Below are 24,289 nucleotides of genomic sequence, written 5' to 3'. Positions count from 1 at the left end.
CGTCCAGGCCCTCCGCTGTGTACGTCCGTGACTAGTCGGCCGTCTTCTTCGCCGTGGAGAACGCCACCACGGCGGCGACCACGAAGAAGAGGACGCTGACGAAGTCGGAGTCTTCCTTCCACACCGTGTTCAGGTCGCTGAAGTGGTCGAGGAAGATGTCCGTGACGGACAGCGGGAGCTGCTTGCTGATGATGATGGCCTCACCGAGCAGCTGCCCGGCGTAGACACCTATCAGCGCGAAGACGGCGCCGAGCACCGGCAGGACGGGGTTGCGGCCGCCGACCTTGCCCGCGGCGAAGCCGACGATGGCGCCCACACCCACGGCCGCGTAGCCGATCTCATGCTTGGTGGCGCCGATGATCGCGCCGTAGATCCCGGCGGCGACCAGGGCCGCCACGAACGCGACGACCAGCCCGAGCGCGAGGTTGTTCCGCGCCGGAGCCACCGGCGCGAACGGTGCGCCGCCGCCGAACTGGGCACCCGGCTGGCCGTACGGACCCGGCTGCTGGCCGCCGAAGGGGTTGCCCGTCGGGGCGCCCGGCTGGGGCTGGCCCGGCTGCTGTCCGGCGTACGGGTTGCCGTCCGCCGGCTTCGGGGCGCCGGCCTGCGGCTGGCCGTCGTAAGGCTGGTTCGGCGGTGGTACGGGCTGGCTCATTTGGGTTCCCCCCTGGGCGATGCGCACGGCTGTGCGATAAGTGACGCCGCAGGCTAGCAGCCGCGTCGGACATCGGCCCAGAAGATTCCATGGCTGGATTGCGCCCAAAAGCTTGCAGGGAGTGGAACTAGAGCCGGTGCGCGGCCCCTGCCGGGGTCGCGCCCCGGGTGTCCAGGAGCAACTGCGCCTTCACGGCGAGCCCCTGGAGGTCGTACGTGCGGTGGTGCTGGAGCAGCACCGTGAGGTCGGCGCTGGAGGCCGCCTCGTACAGCGAATCGGCCCGGGGGACCGGGAGTTCGCGTACCCGCCAGTCCAGCACGTGGGGGTCGTGGTAGCCGATCTGGGCGCCCATGTCCATCAGCCGGGTGGCGATCTCGCGGGCGGGGGAGGCCTCCTGGTCGGCGAGGTCCGGCTTGTACGTGACGCCGAGGAGCAGTACCCGGGCGCCGCGCACGGACTTGCCGTGCTCGTTGAGGAGGGTGGCGCAGCGCTGGATCACGTACTGCGGCATCCGGTCGTTGATCTCCTGGGCGAGCGAGACCATCCGCAGCGGATGCCCCGGGGTGCGGCTGCTGTACGGGAGGAAGCCCGGGTCGACCGGGGCTCCGTGGCCGCCGACGCCGGGCCCTGGACGGAAGGGCTGGAAGCCGAAGGGCTTGGTCTCCGCGCACCGGATGACGTCCCAGAGGTCGACGCCGAGGTCGTGGCAGAGCACGGCCATCTCGTTGACCAGGGCGATGTTGACGTGCCGGAAGTTGGTCTCCAGGACCTTCGTCATCTCGGCCTCGCGCGGGCCCCTGGCGCGGACGACCTTGTCGGTGAGCCGGCTGTAGAAGGCCGCGGCCGACTCGGTGCAGGCGGGGGTGAGGCCGCCGATGACCTTGGGGGTGTTGGCGTAGACGTGGGTGCGGTTGCCGGGGTCGAGCCGGGTCGGGGAGTACGCGAGGTGGAAGTCGCGGCCGCCGCGCAGCCCGGAGCCCTTCTCCAGGAGGGGGAGCAGGAAGTTCTCCGTGGTGCCGGGCGGCACAGAGGACTCCAGCAGCACCGTGGTGTGCGGGCGCAGCCGGGCGGCGAGGGCGCGGGCCGCTTCACCGACGGCGCTCAGGTCCAGGGTGCGGTCCGGGCCGAGCGGGGTGGGCGCGCAGATCACGGCGGTACGGACCCGGCCGAGCTCGGCCTCGTTGGTGGTGGGGCGGAATCCCCCGGAGAGCATGCGCCGGATGTCCGACGCGGGGAGTGATCCCTCGACGGGGGTGCGGCCCGCGGACAGCTCCGCGAAGGCCCGGGGGTCGGTGTCGTAGCCGACGGTCTGGATGCCGGCTGAGACGGCGGCTTGGGCGAGGGGCAGGCCGAGGTGACCGAGTCCGATGACGGCGAGGTCTGCAGGCACGTGGGTGGCCGTCCTTCCCTAAGACCATGAAGACAGAAAGCGCAACCGCTGTGGACAGCGCAATGTCAGACTAGGCGTAAATATGACCTATATGTCGCATTGTGTGGCCGTGATTGTCCGGGTGTTGTCCACAGGCGGTGGCTGAAGTCGCGAAGCGCGGACAGAATCGAGGGGTGGGCACGGGCATTCGACCCCCCGGTCGGACCGCACCCCGTGCCAGGACCACCCCGATCTACCGGGAGGCAGCAGTGAGGACAGCGACACTGGGACCCGCGGAGCGCGTCCAGGCGCTCGAAGCGATGGCCGAGCGCGAACTGGACGTGCTGGTCGTGGGGGCGGGCGTGGTCGGCGCCGGGACGGCACTCGACGCGGCCACGAGAGGCCTCTCGACCGGCCTGGTCGAGGCGCGCGACTGGGCGTCCGGCACGTCCAGCAGGTCGAGCAAGCTGATCCACGGCGGGCTGCGCTATCTGGAGATGCTCGACTTCGCGCTCGTCAGGGAGGCGCTGAAGGAGCGCGGGCTGCTGCTGGGGCGCCTCGCGCCGCACCTGGTGAAGCCGGTGCCGTTCCTCTACCCGTTGCAGCACAAGGGCTGGGAGCGGCTGTACGCGGGCTCCGGCGTCGCGCTGTACGACGCGATGTCGGTGTCCTCCGGGCACGGCCGAGGGCTGCCCGTGCACCGGCACCTCTCCCGCCGCCACGCCCTGCGGGTCGCCCCCGCGCTGAAGAAGGACGCGCTGGTGGGGGCCCTGCAGTACTACGACGCCCAGATGGACGACGCCCGCTATGTGGCGACGCTGGTGCGGACCGCCGCCGGATACGGCGCCCAGGTGGCGAACGGGGCCCGGGTGACCGGCTTCCTCCGGGAGGGCGAGCGCGTCGTCGGCGCCCGGGTGGAGGACGTCGAGGCGGGCGGTGAGTACGAGATCAGGGCCAAACAGGTGGTCAACGCCACCGGCGTCTGGACGGACGACACCCAGGCGCTGATCGGGGAGCGCGGCCAGTTCCACGTCAGGGCGTCCAAGGGCATCCACCTCGTCGTCCCGAAGGACCGCATCCACTCCTCCACCGGCCTGATCCTGCGCACCGAGAAGTCCGTGCTCTTCGTCATCCCGTGGGGCCGCCACTGGATCATCGGCACGACGGACACCGACTGGGACCTGGACAAGGCCCACCCGGCGGCGTCCAGCGCCGACATCGACTACCTGCTGGAACACGTCAACTCGGTCCTGTCCACCCCGCTGACCAGGGACGACGTCGAGGGCGTCTACGCCGGACTGCGTCCCCTGCTGGCCGGTGAGTCGGACGCGACCAGCAAGCTGTCCCGCGAGCACACGGTGGCGCATCCGGCGCCGGGCCTCGTCGTCGTCGCGGGCGGCAAATACACGACGTACCGGGTGATGGCCAAGGACGCCGTCGACGAGGCGGTGCACGGCCTCGACCAGCGGGTGGCCGACTGCGTCACCGAGGACGTCCCGCTGCTGGGTGCGGAGGGCTACCACGCCCTGTGGAACGCGCGGGCCAGGATCGCCGCCCGGACCGGGCTGCACGTCGCCCGGGTGGAGCATCTGCTGAACAGGTACGGCGCGATGACCGAGGAGATCCTGGAGCTGATCGCCAGGGATCCGGTGCTGGGCGAGCCGCTGCCGTCCGCCGACGACTACCTCAAGGCCGAGATCGTCTACGCGGCCTCGCACGAGGGCGCCCGCCACCTCGACGACGTGCTGACCCGGCGGACCAGGATCTCCATCGAGACCTTCGACCGGGGCACGCGTTCCGCCCGGCTCTGCGCGGAGCTGATGGCCCCGGTGCTCGGCTGGGACAAGAGCCAGATCGACCGGGAGGTCACGCACTACGAGAAGCGGGTGGAGGCGGAACGGGAGTCGCAGCGCCAGCCCGACGACCTCACGGCGGACGCGGCACGGCTCGGAGCGCCGGACATCCAGCCGATCTAGCAGCCGATCCAGGCGGTGTCCGTGGCGGTGTCCGCAGGGCGTCTGTTGCCGATGGCTGACGATGGTGCCCTCGGCCGGGTGGAACTCCGCTTCCAGGAGCGCCGGTTCGAGGGCGCCCGGCCAGGGCCCGCCGCGCACGTGTGTATCAGGAGTGCCGCAGTGGGGGCTTCGCCCTGGACGGCGAGCGGTGGCAGGTAGGAGGCTGCGGGCGTGAGGTGTGGTTCGCTGGGCAGGCTCGCTGTTCCGGGACCGGGTGGCGCCGTCACCGACAGGGCGACGAGCGGTGCCCACGATGTCCACGCGTCAGGGAGCCCCTTCCGCCGGTCACATCGGGGCGGACCCGGGCCCCGGCACCAGGACCGGTCCCGGGGTAGGGGACAATGAACGCTCTGCCAGGGCGGGTTGATCGCAGAGGGGACGCATGTCGGAGGCGGAGCAGGCACGGGAGCCCCAACGGGACAAGGACGGGCGTCTCCTTGCGGGGCGCTACCGGCTCGGGGAGGTGCTCGGCCGGGGCGGTATGGGCACGGTCCACCGCGCCGTCGACGAGACGTTGGGACGCACGGTCGCGGTCAAGGAACTGCGGTTCCCGACAGCCATCGACGACGACGAGAAGCGCCGTCTCATCACGCGGACGCTGCGCGAGGCCAAGGCGATCGCCCGGATTCGCAACAACGGCGCGGTCACGGTCTACGACGTGGTCGACGAGGACGACCGGCCGTGGATCGTCATGGAACTCATCGAGGGCAAGTCGCTGGCGGAGGCGGTGCGCGAGGACGGTGTCCTGACGCCGAGACGGGCCGCCGAGGTGGGCCTGGCCATACTCGACGTGCTGCGCTCCGCGCACCGCGAGGGCATCCTGCACCGTGACGTGAAACCGTCCAACGTGCTGATCGCGGAGGACGGCCGGGTCGTCCTGACCGACTTCGGGATCGCCCAGGTGGAGGGCGACCCCTCCGTCACCTCCACGGGCATGCTCGTCGGCGCACCCTCGTACATCTCGCCGGAGCGGGCCCGCGGACACAAGCCGGGCCCGCCGGCCGACCTGTGGTCGCTCGGCGGACTGCTCTACGCGAGCGTCGAGGGCTGCCCGCCCTACGACAAGGGCTCCGCGATCGCGACCCTGACCGCGGTGATGACCGAGCCGCTCGACCCGCCGAAGAACGCGGGCCCGCTGGAAGAGGTCATCTACGGTCTGCTCGCCCGGGACCCCGAGCAGCGGCTCGACGACGCCGGTGCGCGCGCCCTGCTCAACGACGTGATCAACGCCCCCGAGCAGTCGGACGCCCCGGTGCCGCCGGCCGACGCCACCCAGGTGATGGCGCTGCCCAAGGTGCCCGCCCCCGCGAAGCCCGCCTCGAAGAGCGGCGAACCGGGCGAGGGCACCCGCGACCGGCTGCGGGGCGCGCTGCGCTCCGCGCGGAACGCGAAGGCCGCGCCCGTCGCCGCGGCCCCGGCCGCCGCACCGGCCCGGCCCGCCACGGTACCCGCCACGGCCACGGCGTCCGCCTCCGGGGCCGTACCGCCGCCGCGTCCGGCCACCGCCCCGCCCGCCCCGCCCCGGGCCTCGCTCACCGACGTGGTGCCGCGCCGCACCCTGGCGATCATCGCGGCGGTCATCGTGCTCGCGGTGCTCGGCACGGTCCTCGCGCTCTCGCTGGGCGGCGACGACACCGGCAAGGACAACGCGGGCAAGGGCAAGGACGACACCTCGGCCTCGGCCGGCGCCTCGACAGCGGGCTCCTCCGCCGGAACCGGCGGCACGGAACAGGGCGGCGGCAGCGGCAAGGACCAGGGCCAGGACGGCAACGACGGCCAGGGCAAGGGCAAGGACGACTCCGGGAAGGACGACTCCGGCAAGGGCAAGGACGACTCCGAAGGCGACGCGGACGGCAAGGGCGCGCTGCCCGCCGGGTACAAGTCGGTCACCGACAAGCGGTTCCACTTCACCATGGCGATGCCCGAGGGATTCGAGCGCAACTCCATCGCGGGCAGCAATTCCGGCGGCATCTACAACATCGACAAGGGCTTCCCGCGCGTCCAGATCGACTACAACAGCTCGCCGGGCGACGACGCGGCCGCCGCCTGGAACGGGTTGAAGGGCGCGGTTGCCGGCAGCAGCAGCGGGTACCAGCACCTGGGTATCAAGAAGGTCGAGTACAACGGGTACCCGACCGTCGCGGACTGGCAGTTCGAGCGCAACGAGAACGGGCAGCGCAGCCGGATACTGGACCGGGGCTTCAAGGTCGACGCGAAGCGCGGCTACTCGATCATGATCAGCTGCAAGGTCGACGAGTGGGACGGCAAGGCGTGCAAGACGCTGCGCGAGACCGCGTTCGACACGTTCAAACCGCTCGACTGAGGACGGCTGCCGGGCCGGGTTGCGCAGACCCTGCCGCGCGGCCGCCCGTTGCCACGTATTGTGAGAGCCCGAAGACCGTACGCAGCCGAAACCGCGTGTCAATTGCACGTTGAGTGACCACAATTGGTTGGTTCGGTGTGGTCTGTGTGACCGGGGGACAGCGCGCTCTGGGGAGGCGTCGTGGACGACTACGCGGGTCGGGTGCTTGCCGACCGCTACCGCCTTCCGCTGCCCCCGTCCGACGCGTACGAACTGGTGGAAACCCGGGCGTTCGACACCTATAGCGGGCAGGAAGTCCTGGTCCGGCAGGTGCCGTTACCGGAAGTCGTGGACGCCGAGGTGCTCGACGCCGACGGACTGCCCGCACCGGCCCGGCTGACCGGCGGGCGTACGGTGCGGCGCTCCACAGAGCCGGCGGTCCGGCGCGCGATCGAGGCGGCCCAGGCGGCGGCCCAGGTGCCCGACCACCCCCGGCTCGACCAGGTCTTCGACGTGTTCGCGGAGGCGGGATCGCTCTGGATAGTGAGTGAACTGGTCGCGGCCCGCCCGCTGGCGGCGCTGCTCGCGGAGCGCCCGCTCAATCCGTACCGGGCCGCGGAGATCGGCTCCGACGTCCTGACGGCGCTGCGCGTGCTGCACGCGCACGGCTGGACCCACCGCAACATCACCGTGCGCACCGTGCTCATCTGCGACGACGGACGCGTCGTGCTGACCGGTCTGGCGGCCGGGGCGGCGGAGGAGGCCCTCTGCGGCTACGTACCGGTGCCGCGCCAGGACGATGCCGAGGAGGACGGGGAGTACGGCGGCCCCGCCGTGGAGTCGGGCCCCACCGGCCCGTACGTCCCGCCGACGGCCGAACGGAAGCCTGGGGACGACGACCACGACCACAACCCCTACGCGCTGCCGATGGCCACGCCCCGGACCGAGTACGGGACCGAGTACGCGGACGAGACCGATCGCGAGAACGAGTACGAGACCGATCGCGAGTACGAGAACAAGAGCGAGTACGAGTACGAGAACGAGTACCGGGACGATCGCCGGACCGAGTACGGGGACGGTTACGAGCCCCCTTCCGGCCCCGAGACCCCTTCCGGCCCCGAGGGCCCGCCCGAGGTGCCCGGTTCGCGCGGCCCCGCGGCGATCGAGTCCGGGCCGCACGCGGGCGGTTCCGGGTATCCGTACGGCGCCGCCGAGCTGGAGTCCGTACGCCGCCCGCCGCCGCAGCCCCTCCCCGCCCCCCAGCCCGGCAGCGCCGCCCAGGCGCGTGCCGCGCGCGCGGGCGCCATCGCCGCGTACCGCGCGGGGGCCCGCGCCGCCGCCGCACGCGTCAGCGAGGAGGAGCGCCGTGCCGGTACCGACGAGGCGCGGGACACCGGCGTGCTGCCGGTCCAGCGTGAAGGCACCGGCCCGGCCGGTCCGCGGCCGTCCGACCCGCTGGACCCGCTGGCCGACGACTACGCGTACGACTACGGCAACGACGCCGTCCCGTACGACGACGAGGACGACGAGTACGACGACGAGGACGCCACGTACGGCGAGGACGGTGACGGCGGTCAGGCGCCGCCCCGGCGGCTGCATCTGACCGGCTCCTGGGACGACGGCCCCGGCGCCGGACGCCCGGTCCCGGCCGGCGGCTCCAGCGAGGACGCCCTGCGGGCCGACTCCCGGCGCCAGGGCACCACCCCGGCCGTCATCCGCCCCACGCCGCCCGCCGCCGGGACCGGGGAGTCCCGGGCGGCCGCCCAGGGCGGCTGGGACGAGATCGTCGCCGGGAACCGCGACACCTCCGCCTACCGCGGCCCCGCCACCACCCTCGCCGCCGAACGCGCACGGCAGGCCCGGATCGCCGTCGTCGGCGCGGTCACCGAGCGCTGGGCGCCCGAGCAGGCCGGACCGGTCCACGAGAACTGGCAGCTCGCACCACCCATCGGCCCCTCCACCGACCTCTGGGCACTGGGCGCGCTGCTCTACCGCGCCGTCCAGGGCCACGCCCCGTACCCGGAGGAGAACGCCGCCGAGCTCGTCCAGATGGTCTGCGGTGAGCCGCCCGCCTTCGCGGAGGAGTGCGGCGCGCTGCGGCCCGTCGTCGAATCGCTGCTGCGGCAGGACCCGACCGAGCGGCCGGACTTCGAGGAGCTGCGCGGCTGGCTGCGCTCCCTCGTGCGCTCCGCGCCAGAGCCCGAGGCCGGGCTCGACGTGGTGCCGCTGCCGTCCGTGGACGAGACCAAGCTGCCCGTCGTGCGCCGCCGGGGCGAGCTCGTCCGCAAGCGCCGCAGCCGCCGGGGCGGCGCCGCGCACGGCCGCCACCGCCAGTCCAGGGGCCGGCCGGAGGCGGAGCCGGTCCGCGTGGAACCGCGCGAACCCCGGGCCGTCAGGCCGCCGCGCGGGCCCAAGGGCCCCAAGGCGCTGCGTACCCCGCCGCGCCCGCAGCAGGACGGGCGGCGCGCGCCGCGACGGCTCGGCCGGCTGCTGCTCGTGCTGATCCTGCTGGCGCTGGTCGCGGCCATCGTGTACGCCGTGAAGTTCATGCCCAAGTCGGATTCGCAGTCCGGCGCGGGCGCCAGTCCGTCCCGTACGGCGACCGGATCGCCGGAGCCCGGCTCCGCCCGCCCGAGCAGCTCCGGCAAATCCTCCACCTCCCCGTCCCGGTCCCCCGGCAAGCAGAAGCCGCAGACCAGCCGGTCCGCCGTGGCGCTCCCGTCCGGCTACGTGCTGCGCAAGGACGACGAGGGCTTCGAGGTCGGGGTGCCCAAGGGGTGGCAGCGCAGCCCCGCCAACACGGAGCGACAGGTCCACTACGGCAGCGACGGCTTCACCCTGCTGATCGTCCCCGGCCGCGACACCGTCAAGGCGAACGGCGCCGATCCGCTCGGTTACCAGCGCGACAAGGAACCCGAGTTGAAGCCCTTCCGGGACTCCAGCTGGTCGTCCGCGAGCGGGCTGCGCCGCATAGACGTCGGCCGACAGGCCATGGCGGAGGGTCAGTTCACCTGGCAGGACAGCTCCGGCCGGGAGGTGTACGTACGCAACCTCGCGATGATCGTCAAGGGCCGTTACCACCTCATCCAGGTCATCGGCCCGGAGAGCCGGCGCGACAAGGTTTCGGACATCTACCAACAAGCCATCGCTTCCTACCGCGTGACGCCCTGATACCTGACGGGACCCCAGAGCGACCGGATGACGCGACAAGCATCACAGTGCGATCTCGTGGGCGGTGCGAGGTTCCGTGGCCGCACCTCCCCTCCGTAACCTGTCATCCGAAGGAACGGGGCAGGGATACGTGGATCGATCACAGGGCACGGATGCGGGACTGTTGCTGGCCGGGCGATACCGGCTCGGTGAAGTCCTCGGGCGCGGCGGCATGGGCAAGGTCTGGAGAGCCCACGACGAGGTGCTGCACCGCACCGTCGCCGTCAAGGAGCTGACCGCCGGGCTGTACGTCGCGGAGGCGGACCGGGTGGTGCTGCACGCCCGTACGCAGAAGGAGGCCCGCGCCGCCGCCCGCATCACGCACCCGGGCGTGGTCACCGTCCATGACGTCATCGAGTACGACAACCGGCCGTGGATCGTCATGCAGTACGTCGACGGCCCGTCACTCGCCGACGCCGCCAAGGAAGCCGGGCCGCTGGTGCCGCGCGAGGCCGCCAGGATCGGCCTCCACGTGCTGGGCGCGCTGCGCGCCGCACACAGCGCCGGGGTGCTGCACCGCGATGTGAAGCCGGGCAACGTCCTGCTCGCCCGGGACGGCCGGGTGCTGCTCACCGACTTCGGGATCGCGGCGATAGAGGGCGACTCGACCATCACCAGGACCGGTGAGCTGGTCGGGTCCATCGACTACCTGGCGCCCGAGCGGGTCCGCGGCGGCGATCCCGGCCCCGCGTCCGACCTGTGGTCGCTGGGCGCCACGCTGTTCACCGCGGTCGAGGGCAGCTCGCCGTTCCGGCGCACCTCCCCGATATCCACCATGCAGGCCGTCGTCGCGGAGGAACCCCCGGTGCCCGTCAGGGCCGGGGCGCTGGGCCCCGTCATCACGGCGCTGCTCCGCAAGGAGCCGGCCGACCGGCCGTCGGCGGCTGAGGCGGAGCGGATGCTGCTGGAGGCCATGGAGGGGCGCCAGCCCCGGGCGGCCCAGGAGTTCGTCCCGACGCAGCAGCTGTCGGAGGAGGCCCGGCGTGCGATGGGCCCCGGCGGCGCGACCGGCTCCACGGCCCAGTTGCCGCACCCCGGCTCCACGGGTCAGCTGCCGCACCCCGGCTCCACGGGGCAGCCGCACCACCCCGGTGCCGTCCCGCCCGCAGGGCCCGCCCCGGCGGCCCGGCGCGGCCGCGCCCGGTGGCGTACGGCCCTGCTGGTGCTCGCCCTGGCGGCGCTGCTCGGCGGCGGCGCGGGGATCGCCGCGATGAAGTACCGCGACCGCCCGGACACCGGCACCGCGAGCGGCGGCACCGCGGACGCGGGCAACCGGTCGCAGGACCCGGCTCCCCACAAGTCCTCGTCGGCCCCCTCGAAGAAGCCGGGCCCGAAACCGGACCCGACGCTCAAGGACGTACCGGCCGGCTGGCACCGGGTCCAGGACCCGGAGGGGTTCAAGCTCCTCGTACCGGACGGCTGGCAGCGCCGGACGAACGGAGCCAACATCGACTACACCCCGGACAACGGCAAGCGCTACCTCCGGATCAGCATCGACCAGAACCCCGACTTCGAGACCCCGTACCTGCACATGCAGAACATGGAGCCGGGCCTGCGGAAGCGGCTGCCGCAGTACCGGGGCCTGGCCCTGCGCGCCAACTTCTACCGTGACCACCCCGGATCGCTCTGGGAGTTCACCTGGACCGAGAACAGCGGCGAGGAGCGGCACGCCATCGACCAGATGTACTACGCGGGCGACGGCGGGCCGGAGTATGCGCTGTACATGACGGGTCCGGCGGCGGACTGGGACACCACCCGGAAGCAGTTCGACACCATGCTGCGCGGCTGGCGCGCGCCGGGGGACACCGGCTGACGGCAGGGACCGGCCCCGCCTGCTCGGGGCCGTCCGCGACCGGATCCGCTCCTCCTGACCGCGGCCGTGATGCGCGACCGCGAAGATAGCCCCTGATCAGCGCTTATGTAGCCAGTGGACACTGGCTCGATCGGCGGGTCCTCGCGGCGGGCTCTTGTGGGGACTGTGAAAAGCCGTTACCCACGGGTACCCAAAGCATCCGGCTGGACGTACTCTCGCCCTCATGACGGACTCGCAGGCCCCTGTTGCCCCCACCGGTTCGAACCCCGTGGCCGCCGCGCCCGCGGGCGTGCGCACGGCCGCCGACGTCGTGACCCCCGAGGTGATCGCCCAGCTGACCCGTGGCGTCGCCGGTTCCGGCCGTACGGCCAACCACACCCCGTTCACCGGGGAGAAGCTGGCCGACCTGCCGGAGTCCACCCCCGAGGACGTTGCCGCCGCCTTCGAGCGGGCCCGCGCCGCCCAGCCCGCCTGGGCGTCGACGCCCGTCCGGGCCAGGGCCGCCGTGCTGCTGCGCTTCCACGACCTGGTGCTCGGCCGCCAGTCGGAGGTCCTCGACCTCATCCAGCTGGAGACCGGCAAGGCCCGGCTGCACGCCCACGAGGAGGTCCAGGCCGTCGCCGTCGCCGCCCGGCACTACGGCCGCAAGGCCGGCTCGTACCTGAAACCGAAGCGGCACACCGGGGTCGTGCCGACCCTCACCAAGGTCACCGAGCTGCGTCAGCCGCGCGGTGTCGTCGGCCAGATCGCGCCGTGGAACTACCCCTTCGAGCTGTCCGTCGGTGACGCGCTGCCCGCGTTCGTCTCCGGCAACGCCGTCGTGATGAAGCCCGACACGGAGACCGCGCTGACCGCGCTGTGGGCCCGTGACCTGCTGATCGAGGCCGGGCTGCCCGCCGAGGTGTTCCAGGTCGTGCTGGGGGAGGGGCCGGTGGTCGGCCCCGAGGTCGTCAAGCACGCCGACTACGTCTCGTTCACCGGCTCCACCCGCACCGGCCGCGAGGTCGCCCAGGGCGCCGCTGCCCGGCTCGTCGGGGTGTCGCTGGAGCTCGGCGGCAAGAACGCCATGCTGGTCCTCAAGGACGCCGACGTGGAGAAGGCCGCCGCGGGCGCCGTCCGGGCCTGCTTCTCCTCCGCCGGACAGCTCTGCATCTCCATCGAGCGGCTGTACGTGCACGAGTCGGTCGCGGACAACTTCGTGGAGCGGTTCGCCGCCCGTACGAAGGCGATGCGGCTCGGCAACTCCCTCGCCTACGGGGCCGACATGGGCTCGCTGGTCGGTGAACGCCAGCTGGAGACCGTCAGCCGGCATGTCGCGGAGGCCGTCGAGAAGGGCGCCAGGCTCGTCGCGGGCGGCGTCGCCCGCCCCGACATCGGCCCGCTCTTCTACGAGCCGACCATCCTGGACGGCGTCGAGGCGCCGATGGCCGTCTGCACGGAGGAGACCTTCGGGCCGGTCGTCTCCATCTACCGCTTCCGCGACGAGGACGAGGTCATCCGCCTCGCCAACGCCACCCCGTACGGCCTCAACTCCAGTGTCTGGACCAAGGACGGCAGGCGCGGCCACGCCGTCGCCGCCCGGCTGCGGACCGGCACGGTCAACATCAACGAGGGCTACGCCCCCGCGTACGGCAGCGTGCAGTCCCCGATGGGCGGCATGAAGGAATCCGGTCTCGGCCGCCGGCACGGCTCCGAGGGCATCCTCAAGTACACCGAGGCCCAGACGGTCGCCCAGCAGCGGCTGATCCCGCTCGCCCCGTCCTTCGGGATGGACGACGAGAAGTACGCGGCGTTCATGAGCCGCAGCCTGAAGGCGATGAAGGCCTTCCGCCTGCGCTGACCCCACTGCCCCACTGCCCCCGCACCACCTCAGCATTTCTGTCCTTTTCGTACGGAGGAGTGCCATGTCCCAGGACAGCCCTGCCCAGAATCAGGCCGGACCCGGCGGCGCGGCCGACGACGACGCCGCGTACGACTACGACGTACTGGTCGTCGGTTCGGGCTTCGGCGGTGCGGTGTCGGCCCTCCGGCTGAGCGAGAAGGGCTACCGGGTCGGCGTCCTCGAAGCCGGCCGCCGGTTCACCCCCGCCACCCTGCCCAAGAACTCCTGGGACCTCAAGAACTACCTTTGGGCCCCCGCCCTCGGCCTCTTCGGCATCCAGCGGGTGCATCTGCTCGGCAAGGTGATGGTGCTGGCCGGGGCGGGGGTCGGCGGCGGTTCGCTGAACTACGCCAACACGCTGTACGTGCCCCCCGCGCCGTTCTTCGAGGACCGCCAGTGGGCGGGCATCACCGACTGGCAGGACGAGTTGAAGCCGTACTACGACCAGGCCACCCGCATGCTCGGGGTCCGGCTCAACCCGACGACGACCCCCTCCGACGTCCACCTCAAGGCGGCCGCGGAGGCGATGGGCGTCGGGGACACCTTCCATCTCGCCCCGGTCGGCGTCTTCTTCGGCGACGGCAAGGACGCCGACGGGACGGCGCGGGCCAAGCCCGGCGGAACGGTCGCGGACCCGTACTTCGGCGGCGCGGGCCCCGCCCGCAAGGCCTGCACCGAGTGCGGCGAGTGCATGACGGGCTGCCGGCACGGCGCGAAGAACACCCTCAACGAGAACTACCTCCACCTCGCGGAGAAGGCCGGCGCGGTCATCCACCCGATGACCTCTGTCGTCGCGGTCACCGACCACCCGGAGGGCGGCTACCGCGTCATCACCGTGCCCACCGACCGCCGCCGGAAGGCGAAGCCGACCCGGCTGCGCGCCCGCCAGGTGGTCGTTGCGGCGGGCACGTACGGCACCCAGACCCTGCTGCACACGATGAAGGACCGGGGGCTGCTGCCCCGCGTCTCGTCCCGGCTCGGCGAGCTGACCCGGACCAATTCCGAGGGGCTCGTAGGGGCGCAGACCTCCGACCGGCGCTACCGGAAGAAGCACGGCACCAAGGCCGACTTCACCAGGGGGGTCGCCATCACCTCCTCGATCCACCCCGACGAGAACACCCACATCGAACCGGTCCGTTACGGCAAGGGATCCAACGCGATGGGCGGGATGACCATCCTCCAGGTCCCCTACAGCACCCACCGGGTGCTCGGCTGGCTCGGCAGCATGGCCAGGCACCCGGCGCTCGCCATGCGCTCGCTCTCCAACCGGCGCTGGTCGGAGCGGACGATCATAGGGCTCGTCATGCAGTCCCTCGACAACTCCCTGACCGCCTACCGCAAGCCGGGCGGCATAGGAAAGGGCCTGCTCACCGCCCGGCAGGGGCACGGCGCGCCCAACCCGACCCAGATCGCGGAGGCCACCCGCGGCGCCACGCTGCTCGCGGAGGAGATCAACGGCTTCGCGGGCTCCAACATCGGTGAGCTGATGGGCACCCCGCTCACCGCGCACTTCCTCGGCGGCTGCCCGATCGGTGCGAGTCCCGAGGACGGGGTGATCGACGCCTACCACCGGCTGTACGGGCACCCGGGCATCTCGGTGGTCGACGGCTCCGCGGTCTCCGCCAACCTCGGCGTCAACCCGTCGCTGACGATCACCGCGCAGGCGGAGCGCGCCATGTCCTTCTGGCCGAACAAGGGGGAGCGGGATCCCCGTCCGGCGGCGGGAGAGGCGTACGAGCGGCTGGCGGCGGTCGAACCGCAGGCGCCGGCCGTCCCGGCGGAGGCCTTCGGCGCGCTGAGGCTGCCGTTCCTGGGGATGCCCGCGATGCCGCAGAAGAAGACCGAGAAGACCGGGAAGACCGGAAAGGCCTGAACCGGGACAGCGGACCTGAACCGGGACAGCAGAAGGGGCTGCACCCCCCTCCGAGTGCAGCCCCCTCATGCTCTACCGGTGAAGCCGAGTTACGGATGTGACCGGTGGTTCCGCATGCATGACCTGCAAGGCATCCCGATGGTTGTCCCGAAGTTCACGAAATCCTTATGTGACGTCGGTCACGCCTCGCGGTGTGCTCGATCCGTGATCTGGAGCCGCGCAACTATTCACCCGGGCCCGGGGTCGTACCCACGTCGCCGCAAAGGCGATCACTCAGCTCCTCACCACCCCGGAGAGCCCGCCATATGAGAAGCACGACCCCGAGAGCCGCTCTGCGCAGGGCCGCGGGAGGATTCGCCGCCGCCGGTCTGCTGGCCGCCGGATCCCTCGCCCTGACCGCTCCGGCGCAGGCCGCCGCCCCCGAGTTCACGCTCGGTGGCCCGGCGGAGACCGCGCTGCACCCGTACCCGGCGACGGGTGCCCCGCAGAAGGCGTCGCTCGACTTCACGGTCAACAACCCTTCGGAGGACGAGGAGAACGGCGCCTTCGAGGGCGAGTACACCGTCCGCTTCGACCTCAGCGGGATCAAGGGCGTCGCGGACGTCGCCTTCGACAAGGAGGGCAGCGCCGACTGCTCGGTCTCCGGGACGAGCGCGGTCTGCCACGACTGGGGCATCTTCCCCGGCCTGAGCACCCTCGCGAAGCTCGACGTCACCGCGGCCAAGGGCAGCGAGGACGGCGACACGGGCGCCATCGAGGTCACCGCGGAGGCGGACGGGGCCACGTTCACCTCGTTCACCGCCCGGATCGGCATCGGCGGGCCCGACCTGTCGATGGAGCGGCTGCCGTTCCGGACGGAGCTGAAGACCGGCGACACCCAGCCGGTGCCCGTCACCTTCACGAACAACGGCACCCGCGCGGCCGAGGGCGTGCTGCTCACCCTGCGGTACACGCGCGGCATGGAGTTCACCGAGCGGTACCGGAACTGCGAGTACAGCGAGTCCGACGGGGGCATGGGCAGCCCCGGCGCCTGGACCACCGCCCTGTGCTCCTTCGACGGCAGCTACGAGCCCGGCGTCGCCTACACGCTGGCAGAGCCGCCCGCCATCAGGGCCACGGAGCGCGCCTTCTACGACTCCTTCCTCTACCGCGTCGAGGAGGACGGCTCCGCCGCCCGCGCCGGGCAGCGCGCCGGTGCGAAGTACAGCGCCGGAAAGGGCGCCACGCTGGCCCTGCGCAAGGCCCCGGCGGCCCTGGCCGCCGACCTGGACCCGAGCGACAACCAGCAGGAGGTCGACTTCCAGACCTCCAACACCGCCGACTTCGCGGCGTACGGTGACCGCGCGAAGGGCGCCGAGGGCGACTCGGTCGCGGTGAAGGTCGGATTCCGTAACCGGGGCCCGGCGTGGATCGGCTACATCCGCTCCGGCGAGGACGTCGCCACCGTCGACGTCACCGTGCCCGAGGGCGCCTCGGTCGTCGCCAAGCCCGAGTCCTGCCGGGGTGTGACGGCAGCCGGGGAGTACCGCGAGGACCAGACCGGGGCCCCGCGCTACTTCTGCTCCACCCCGATGTCCGTACGCGAGGACGCCGACTTCGCGCTGCCCTTCGAGCTGAAGATCACCAAGGTGGTCGAGGGGGCGTCCGGCAAGGTCGTCGTCCGCAACCCCTTCCTCCAGGACCCGAAGCTGCGGTTCGACCCCGAGCCCGCCAACAACACCGCCTCGCTGGTCCTGAACGCCAAGGACTCCGGTACGGGCGATTCCGGAGCCACCACCGGCGACGGTGACACAGGCTCGTCCTCGACAGGTACCACCGGCACCACTGGTTCCACCGGATCCACCGGATCCACCGGGGGCTCGGGCGACTCCGGAGTCACCAGCGGCGGCGGCTCCACCGGCTCGTCCTCTTCCGGCAGCACCGGCGGTGACTCCGGCGGCGGCCTCGCCGCCACCGGTTCGGTCGCCCTGATGACCGGCGCCGCGGCCGCGGTCGCCCTGGTCGCGGGCGGGGTCCTCTACACGGTGTCCCGCCGCCGCGCGGCCCACTGACCCTGGGGCGCGAGCGGACACGGAAGAACGGCCGGCCCCGGGCGTCCCCGGAGCCGGCCGTTCTTTCGAGGATCCAGCCCCTGGGTCTAGTCCGGGGGCGGACCCTGCGGGTGACCGGGCTGCTGTCCCCTGCCGACCGGTCACGCACGCCGGTGCGCGGTCCCACGGCGTACCTGCGGTACGCCACACGCCCCGGCGGAGCCACGCGTGGTTTCCTGCCACCGCCGCCCCTGGCTGGCACGGACACCGGGACCAACGAAGCCGCCGCGGGCCCGGTCACGCGCCGTACGGGTGAGACTCCGCCCGAACAGGGATACGCCCCTACCGCCCTGCGGTGCCAAGGGCCGTCCGCCCCGCGGCGGGTCACACGCGGCCGCGGCACAGCTCCAGCAGCGTCATCGCCAGCGAGGTGCCGGGCTTGCCGAGCGCGTCCCGGTACTGGCCGAGGATCTCCATCTCCCGGGAGAGGTTCACCCGGCGGCCCCCGGAGGTGATCCGGGCCTCCTGGATGACGGAGGAGACGGCCATCCGTTCCTGGACGAGACCGATGATCCGGTCGTCCAGGGCGTCGATGCGCGCACGGGCGTCGCCGATCAGGGACGCGGCCTCCTCGGTGTGCGCGCCGGTCGCCTCCGCGGTGGAGGCGGAGGTCGCGGGGCGGGCCGCTGCGGTGCTGCTGCTCATGGTGGGTCTCCCGGGTAGCTGCGGCTCCCCGGGACCGACCGGGCCCGGAACGCCAGAACGCCCCGGGCCTGTCGGCCCGGGGCGCCTGGAACGTTGCTTGTCAGTTGCTCAAGCAGCACGACCATGGCAGCCGGCGGGCCGGGTGCCATAGGTAAAGACGAAGGTCGTGTGCTGACGCATGGCAGACAGTATGGACCCGCTCCCGGCCGGGGCTCACACCGGGCTCGGATGGTGAGACGGGAGTCCGGCGGGGCGATGGCCCACGGCCGGTAGAATCGGAAGAACCGACCCCCTCTCCACCGCCGGAAGGCCGCCCCGTGCCAGCAGCACCCCCCGCCGCCCCCGACACCACCACCGACGTGGTCCTCGTTGTCGACTTCGGCGCTCAGTACGCCCAGCTCATCGCCCGCCGCGTCCGTGAGGCCCGGGTCTACAGCGAGATCGTGCCGTCCACGATGCCGGTGGCCGAGATGCTGGCCAAGAACCCCCGCGCGATCATCCTGTCCGGCGGACCCTCCTCCGTGTACGCGGAGGGCGCGCCCTCGCTCGACCGCGCGCTGTTCGAGGCCGGGGTCCCCGTCTTCGGCATGTGCTACGGCTTCCAGCTGATGGCCACCACGCTCGGCGGCACCGTCGACGACAACGGCGCCCGCGAGTACGGCCGTACCGCGCTCGCCGTCTCCAAGAGCGGCTCGACCCTCTTCGAGGGCACCCCGGACCAGCAGTCGGTGTGGATGTCGCACGGCGACGCCTGCTCCGCCGCCCCGGAGGGCTTCACCGTCACCGCGTCCACCGACGTCGTGCCGGTCGCCGCCTTCGAGAACGACGAGAAGAAGCTCTACGGCGTCCAGTACCACCCGGAGGTCCTGCACTCCACGCACGGCCAGCAGGTCCTTGAGCACTTCCTGTACCGGGGCGCGGGCATCGAGCCGAACTGGACGACCACCAACGTCGTCGAGGAGCAGATCGCCGCGATCCGCGCCCAGGTCGGCGACAAGCGCGCCATCTGCGGACTCTCCGGCGGCGTGGACTCCGCGGTCGCCGCGGCTCTCGTACAGAAGGCCATCGGCTCCCAGCTGACCTGCGTGTACGTCGACCACGGGCTGATGCGCAAGGGTGAGACGGAGCAGGTCGAGAAGGACTTCGTGGCCGCGACCGGCGCGAAGCTGAAGGTCGTCGACGCGGAGAAGCGCTTCCTGGACGCCCTGGCCGGTGTGTCGGACCCGGAGCAGAAGCGGAAGATCATCGGCCGCGAGTTCATCCGCGTCTTCGAGCAGGCCCAGCTGGAGATCCTCCAGGAGGACGGCCCCGAGGTCGCCTTCCTCGTGCAGGGCACCCTCTACCCGGACGTCGTCGAGTCCGGCGGCGGCACCGGCACCGCCAACATCAAGTCCCACCACAACGTGGGCGGCCTCCCCGACGACATCGAGTTCCAGCTCGTCGAGCCGCTGCGCCAGCTGTTCAAGGACGAGGTCCGGATGGTCGGCCAGGAGCTCGGCCTGCCGGAGGAGATCGTCCAGCGCCAGCCCTTCCCGGGCCCCGGCCTCGGCATCCGGATCGTCGGTGACGTCACCAAGGAGCGGCTCGACCTGCTGCGCGAGGCCGACGCCATCGCCCGCGAGGAGCTGACCTCGGCCGGCCTGGACCGCGACATCTGGCAGTGCCCGGTGGTCCTGCTCGCGGACGTCCGCAGCGTCGGCGTCCAGGGCGACGGCCGCACCTACGGCCACCCGATCGTGCTGCGCCCGGTCTCCTCCGAGGACGCCATGACGGCGGACTGGTCGCGACTGCCGTACGAGACCCTCGCCAAGATCTCCACCCGCATCACCAACGAGGTGGCCGACGTCAACCGCGTCGTCCTCGACGTGACCAGCAAGCCCCCGGGCACCATCGAGTGGGAGTAGTCCCAACCCCCTCATGACGATGCCGTCGTCCGGTCCTCCGGGCGGCGGCATCGTCGTACCTCTGGCCACCTGCGGCAACCGGCGGTAACTTCCGGTCCCGTACGTCTGATCCCGTACGCCTGGTTTCGTACGCCCGGGAGCCCAGAGGAGCCGCCATGCCAGAGCCCGCCCCCATACCGGTGGACCAGCTCCACTTCGCGATGCCGCCCGTGCACACCTCCCTCGGCGAGGAACGCGCGTACCGCAAGGAACGCCTCGCCGGGGCGCTGCGTCTGTTCGGTGAGTACGGGTACGAGGACGGCGTCTCCGGGCACATCACGGCACGCGACCCGGAGTTCCCCGACTGCTTCTGGGTCAACCCCTTCGGCGCCCCCTTCGAGGGGCTGCGCCCCGAGGAGCTGATCCTGGTCAACGGGGAGGGGCAGGTCGTCGAGGGCCGCCACCACGTCAACCAGGCCGCGTTCGCCGTCCACGCCCAGGTGCACCGGGCCCGCCCGGACGTCGTCGCCGTCGCGCACACCCACTCCGTGCACGGGCGCGCGCTGGCCGCACTGGGGGAGCTCATCGAGCCGATCACCCAGGAGTCCTGCGCCTTCTACGAGGACCACGCCCTCTACGACGCGTACACGGGGGTCGTCGTGGACGAGGAAGAGGGGCGCCGGATCGCCGCCGCGCTCGGCGGCCGCAAGGCGGTCATCCTGCGCAACCACGGGCTGCTGACCGTGGGCGACTCGGTGGACGCGGCGGCCTGGTGGTTCCTCACCCTTGAGCGGTCCTGCCAGGTGCAGCTGGCCGCGCGGGCGGCCGGGAAGCCGGTGCTGATCGAGCACCGGGACGCACTCACCACCCGGGACCAGCTCGGCAGCGACCTGGTCGCCTGGATCAACTACCAGCCGCAGTGGCAGCGCATCGCTCGAACGTTCTGACGAAGCCACCCGCAGACGCGCCCCGATGCGGGAGTACCCCGTCCGGTACGGCACAATTCGCAGCAATCACAGCTGAGTTGAATTGACCACAGCTGTACCGGGGCGGGAAAGGGCGGCGTTCTCCGTGGCGTTGGACGAGGCACGACAAGGCGCGCACGGCGGAGGCTGTACGTGCGGCGACTGCCCGCACGGAGCGCGCGAGGGACACCGGCGCGCGGTGGCCGCCTTCCTGGCCAAGCGGGACGGACTCGCCGCAGGTCAGGGGCTGCCCGCCGCCGTCGCCCAGTCGCCCTCCGCGACCCGGCAGTGGGTTTCCGACGAGCTGACCCAGTCGGCGCGCGCCGTCGCGGACCGGGGCCGGGAGGCGGGCGACGCCTGGCTGTACCGGGTGTGGCAGCGCACCCTGCTCATCGTGTGGGGCGCCGTCGCCGTACTGGCCCTCGCGGAGGCCGCCACCGCGATCGGCGCGGGCTGGAGCCACGCCCGCACCGCCGGACTGGTCGCCGGACTCGTCACCGCCGGGCTGCTGACCGGGGCCGCCCACATCCACCGGGGGCGCGGCGGCCTCCTCGCCCCGCTGATCGGTGAGGACAACCGGCTCTCCACCTCCCGGACGGTCGCCGCGTCCTGGGTGCTGCTCGCGGTCTTCTCCGTACTCGTCCTCGCCCTCCAGCTGGCGGTCGCCTCCGGCCACGCGCAGCGCGACGCGCTGATCGAGGGCCTGGACCTGGCGCGCGGCGCCGGGGTGGTGACCGTGCTGGCGCTGGTGTGCGCCATCGCCGTGGTGGTCCGGCGGGTGGTGGGCGTACGGGTGCTGTCCGGACGGCTCCAGAAACTGCGGGCCGACCGGCCGCGCGCCGCCGACCTGCTCACCGACGACGCGGGGCGCGGCAGCTTCACGGACGTGAGTTACGTGCTGGTGTCCACCGTCGCCGTGCTCTTCGCCGGGGTGCGCCTCGCCCGGCGGCCCGAGCAGCTGCCCGATCTGCCATGGGGCCTGGCCCTGCTGGTGGCCGTCTCTGCGGCGGCGTACTTCGCGGGCAAGTACACGGAGTCCGGCCGGCCCGTGGTGCTTTCGGTCGTCAGGGCCCGGGAGGCGGGCGATCTGGACGCGCCGATCCGTACCGGTGACGACATCGAGATCCGCGGCGCGGGATTCGTGCCGCCCGGCGCCGGAGCCCCGGACCGGCTGGCCCGGATGGTCGTGCGGATCGGCCCGGTCCACGTCCACGTACCGCTGGTCCCGGTCCCGGGCGGCTTCGCCAACCCGACCGACACCGTGCTGACCGTGCCGGTGCCGGTGGAGGTGGAGCCCGGGGTGGTCGAGGTGCAGGTGGTCACGGCGTCCGGCACCGAGTCGAACCGGGTCGAGATCGACGTGACGGACTGAGCCCCGGGGCCCCCGGCGGGCTCCGGGGCCCCGGGAACCGGCTACCCGGAAGGCCGTAGGGTCTGGTGACGGGTCGAACGGTCCGGCGAGGGTCGAATGGCCCTGTGAGCGGGACCGGGCGGTCCGCCGCAGGGCTGCGGAAGGCGGGGCACCAATGCACTACGGCATGAACGGGCGCGGGCTGGGCGAGCCGAAGAGCCTGCGGGAGCTGGCACGGGAGCACGCCCTGCTGCCGCTGCGGATCTTCCTCGGGACCACCTTCGTCTACGCCGGGCTCGACAAGCTGACCGACAGCGCCTTCTTCCACGCCACCGGCGATGGCTCCATCGGGCAGACGATGAACGCGGTCCGGGACTCCGCCGCGATCCCCGCCCTGGTCGACCTCGCGCTGAAGGGCCCGTCCGGCTTCGGCTACGCCATCGCGATCGGTGAACTCCTCGTCGGGCTCGGCACCCTCCTCGGCCTGTGGACCAGGATCGCCGCGCTCGGCGGTGCGCTGATCTCGCTGAGCCTGTGGCTGACCGTCAGCTGGCAGACCGAGCCGTACTACCTCGGCAACGACCTGATCTACCTCATGGCCTGGCTGCCGCTGCTGCTCGGCGGGGCCACGTCGTTCTCGGTGGACGGCGTCCTCCCGCCGCGGCGGCGCCGGATCCGGTAGGCGACCCAGGTGGTCAGCACGGCGATGAAGAGGCCGCCGGCGAACAGCGCGACGAAGAACACCCACGGAACGTGCCAGAGACCGGCGGCGTCCGCCCCGTAACCGGCCGCCAGGCCCATCATCACCAGGCCCGCCACCGCCCGTCCGGGCCGGATCTCATGACGAAGCACGGGTGACCTCCACCTGTCCGATGGTGACTTCCAGATCGAGTTCCACGGTCCCGGCCGGCGGGCCGCCCGGCTCGGGGGAGAGCGTGCGGTGCTCGTTCTCCGAGACCCTGATGTCCACGTCGCCCTGGCGCGATCCGCCGCCGGGCGCCTCGCCCGGCAGCGTGACGTCACCCAGACCGGCCCGCGCGCTCAGCCGCACGGTGACCGCCTTCGGCACGCGCACGACGACCCGGCCCGCACCGACCTCCACCCGGGTCCTGAGCGTGTCGCCCTTCGGCACGGAGACCCGGGTGAGATCCAGGTCAGCCACCCCGGAGCCCACCTCGTAGCGCGGCTGTACCGCAGCGACCGAGGCCGGGCGCCACTCCTCGCGCACCCAGTGCGCGGTGATGTTGGCGGGGAGCGCGGACGCCCCCGCCAGCAGGCCCGCGGTGATCATCGAGAGCAGCACCGTACCGAAGCCGGTCCGCCCGACGAAGGCGCTGACCAGCATCCCGGCCCCGAACACCGCGAGCGCGGCGGTCAGCCCGATCTGCAGGCTCAGCCCCAGCGGCTGGGAGTCCCAGTTCGCCTGCGCGCCCACCGCGCCCGCCAGCACCGCCAGCAGGAAGACGGCCCCGGCGATCGACGTCGCCTCCGGGTTCTGCCGCGACTTCCTGGGCGTCCGGAACGGGTCGGTGGCCGTCGCCCCGCGCGGCCCGGCCGCCCGGCCGTCCAGCGTGGTGTCCGCAGGACCCCACAGATAGCCGGGACCTACCGGGCCCGTGGTGCCGTCCTTGATGATCGGGTCCCGCCACCAGGACGGGCTGTCGGGCCTCGGCGGCGCCTTCACCTCCGGCGGCGCGTCCGAGACCGCCTGCGCGGCCGCAGGATGCAGCGGGCCCTGCGGATCGACCGTCCTGCGGTGCTGCGTCCACACGGAGAAGCCGATCACCGCGAGGGCCAGCATCGCGGAGAACGCCAGCGTGCCGCCGTTGCCCAGCATCGACAGGAACAGCCCGCAGCCGACCAGCGCGAACAGCACCGCGATCAGCGACGCCCCCTCGACCCGGCCCGACAGCAGCCGGCGCGCCTCGTTCTCCTCCTCGCCGTCCAGCGGGACCAGCAGCCACGCGAAGCCGTAGAAGATCAGCCCGAGACCGCCGGTCACGGAGAGCACCCCGAGCACGATCCGGAAGATCACCGGATCGACGTCGCAGTACCGGCCGAGGCCGCCGCAGACCCCGGCCACCACTTTCTGCCGCGAGCTGCGGTGCAGCTTCCCGCCGGGCCCGGCGGACGGTACGGCGCCGGGCGGCGCATCCTGGGGAACGGTCATGGCTCCATGGTGACGGGCGCCGGGCACCTCCGGCACCCGCCCCGACCCTGGACGAACCCTGAGATC

16 protein-coding genes are annotated in these 24,289 nt (G+C 72.3%); 11 read left to right on the top strand and 5 right to left on the bottom strand.

Annotation, left to right across the window (positions count from 1 at the left end; translation table 11 throughout):
• Positions 1-31: 31 nt before the first annotated feature.
• Both ACZ601_RS32865 and ACZ601_RS32860 read right to left on the bottom strand, forming a co-directional pair.
• On the bottom strand, positions 32-655 hold the full coding sequence (locus tag ACZ601_RS32865; protein ID WP_469544820.1) for a hypothetical protein: 624 nt from the start codon (positions 653-655) through the stop codon (positions 32-34).
• A 127-nt stretch (positions 656-782) separates the two neighbouring features.
• Positions 783-2,045 carry a nucleotide sugar dehydrogenase gene (locus ACZ601_RS32860; protein ID WP_440577722.1) on the bottom strand — a complete coding sequence of 421 codons (1,263 nt, stop codon included), beginning with the start codon at positions 2,043-2,045 and terminating at the stop codon, positions 783-785.
• 248 nt (positions 2,046-2,293) lie between these two features.
• Between ACZ601_RS32860 and ACZ601_RS32855 the strand changes: the two genes are divergently transcribed.
• The 7 genes from ACZ601_RS32855 (at position 2,294) to ACZ601_RS32825 (ending at position 17,170) form a co-directional block, all read left to right on the top strand.
• Positions 2,294-4,000: a glycerol-3-phosphate dehydrogenase/oxidase gene (locus ACZ601_RS32855; RefSeq protein WP_469544818.1), complete on the top strand. Its 1,707-nt coding sequence runs from the start codon at positions 2,294-2,296 to the stop codon at positions 3,998-4,000.
• A gap of 421 nt (positions 4,001-4,421) precedes the next feature.
• Positions 4,422-6,362 (top strand): serine/threonine-protein kinase, encoded by a 1,941-nt coding sequence (locus ACZ601_RS32850; protein ID WP_469544816.1) that lies wholly within the window; start codon positions 4,422-4,424, stop codon positions 6,360-6,362.
• A gap of 180 nt (positions 6,363-6,542) precedes the next feature.
• Positions 6,543-9,512: a protein kinase gene (locus tag ACZ601_RS32845; protein ID WP_469544815.1), complete on the top strand. Its 2,970-nt coding sequence runs from the start codon at positions 6,543-6,545 to the stop codon at positions 9,510-9,512.
• 130 nt (positions 9,513-9,642) lie between these two features.
• On the top strand, positions 9,643-11,364 hold the full coding sequence (locus ACZ601_RS32840; protein ID WP_469544813.1) for a protein kinase domain-containing protein: 1,722 nt from the start codon (positions 9,643-9,645) through the stop codon (positions 11,362-11,364).
• Positions 11,365-11,587: 223 nt separating this feature from the next.
• Entirely contained in the window at positions 11,588-13,204 is a 1,617-nt protein-coding gene (locus tag ACZ601_RS32835) for a succinic semialdehyde dehydrogenase (RefSeq protein WP_469544811.1), read from the top strand.
• Positions 13,205-13,268: 64 nt separating this feature from the next.
• On the top strand, positions 13,269-15,119 hold the full coding sequence (locus ACZ601_RS32830; protein ID WP_469544809.1) for a GMC family oxidoreductase N-terminal domain-containing protein: 1,851 nt from the start codon (positions 13,269-13,271) through the stop codon (positions 15,117-15,119).
• Between the two features lie 305 nt (positions 15,120-15,424).
• Complete coding sequence (locus tag ACZ601_RS32825; RefSeq protein ID WP_469544807.1) at positions 15,425-17,170, top strand: peptidase; 1,746 nt, start codon at positions 15,425-15,427, stop codon at positions 17,168-17,170.
• A gap of 363 nt (positions 17,171-17,533) precedes the next feature.
• On the opposite strand, the gene ACZ601_RS32820 is transcribed toward ACZ601_RS32825, so the two are convergent.
• The gene (locus ACZ601_RS32820; protein ID WP_469544805.1) at positions 17,534-17,854 is read right to left on the bottom strand and encodes a chorismate mutase; all 321 of its coding nucleotides are present in this window, start codon (positions 17,852-17,854) and stop codon (positions 17,534-17,536) included.
• A 317-nt stretch (positions 17,855-18,171) separates the two neighbouring features.
• On the opposite strand from ACZ601_RS32820, the gene guaA reads away from it, so the two are divergent.
• From guaA to ACZ601_RS32800, 4 genes are all read left to right on the top strand, one after another.
• Entirely contained in the window at positions 18,172-19,758 is a 1,587-nt protein-coding gene (gene guaA / locus ACZ601_RS32815; RefSeq protein WP_469544803.1) for a glutamine-hydrolyzing GMP synthase, read from the top strand.
• A gap of 155 nt (positions 19,759-19,913) precedes the next feature.
• Positions 19,914-20,684, top strand: a complete 771-nt coding sequence (locus ACZ601_RS32810; RefSeq protein ID WP_469544801.1) for a class II aldolase/adducin family protein — start codon at positions 19,914-19,916, stop codon at positions 20,682-20,684.
• A 124-nt stretch (positions 20,685-20,808) separates the two neighbouring features.
• Positions 20,809-22,074: a hypothetical protein gene (locus ACZ601_RS32805; protein WP_469544842.1), complete on the top strand. Its 1,266-nt coding sequence runs from the start codon at positions 20,809-20,811 to the stop codon at positions 22,072-22,074.
• Positions 22,075-22,228: 154 nt separating this feature from the next.
• Positions 22,229-22,735, top strand: a complete 507-nt coding sequence (locus tag ACZ601_RS32800) for a DoxX family membrane protein (protein ID WP_469544799.1) — start codon at positions 22,229-22,231, stop codon at positions 22,733-22,735.
• Here ACZ601_RS32800 and ACZ601_RS32795 read toward each other — a convergent pair.
• Positions 22,642-22,905 (bottom strand): hypothetical protein, encoded by a 264-nt coding sequence (locus ACZ601_RS32795; protein WP_469544797.1) that lies wholly within the window; start codon positions 22,903-22,905, stop codon positions 22,642-22,644. The genes ACZ601_RS32800 and ACZ601_RS32795 overlap by 94 nt on opposite strands.
• A complete protein-coding gene (locus tag ACZ601_RS32790) occupies positions 22,892-24,223 on the bottom strand; it encodes a PspC domain-containing protein (RefSeq protein ID WP_469544795.1) in 1,332 nt (443 codons plus the stop codon). The genes ACZ601_RS32795 and ACZ601_RS32790 overlap by 14 nt, the downstream gene beginning before the upstream one ends.
• Between the last annotated feature and the right edge of the window lie 66 nt (positions 24,224-24,289).

The organism is Streptomyces sp. NPDC104307 (genome assembly GCF_055584045.1).
Note: the sequence above shows the minus strand (reverse complement) of the source record. Positions and strands in the feature narration are given on the sequence as shown.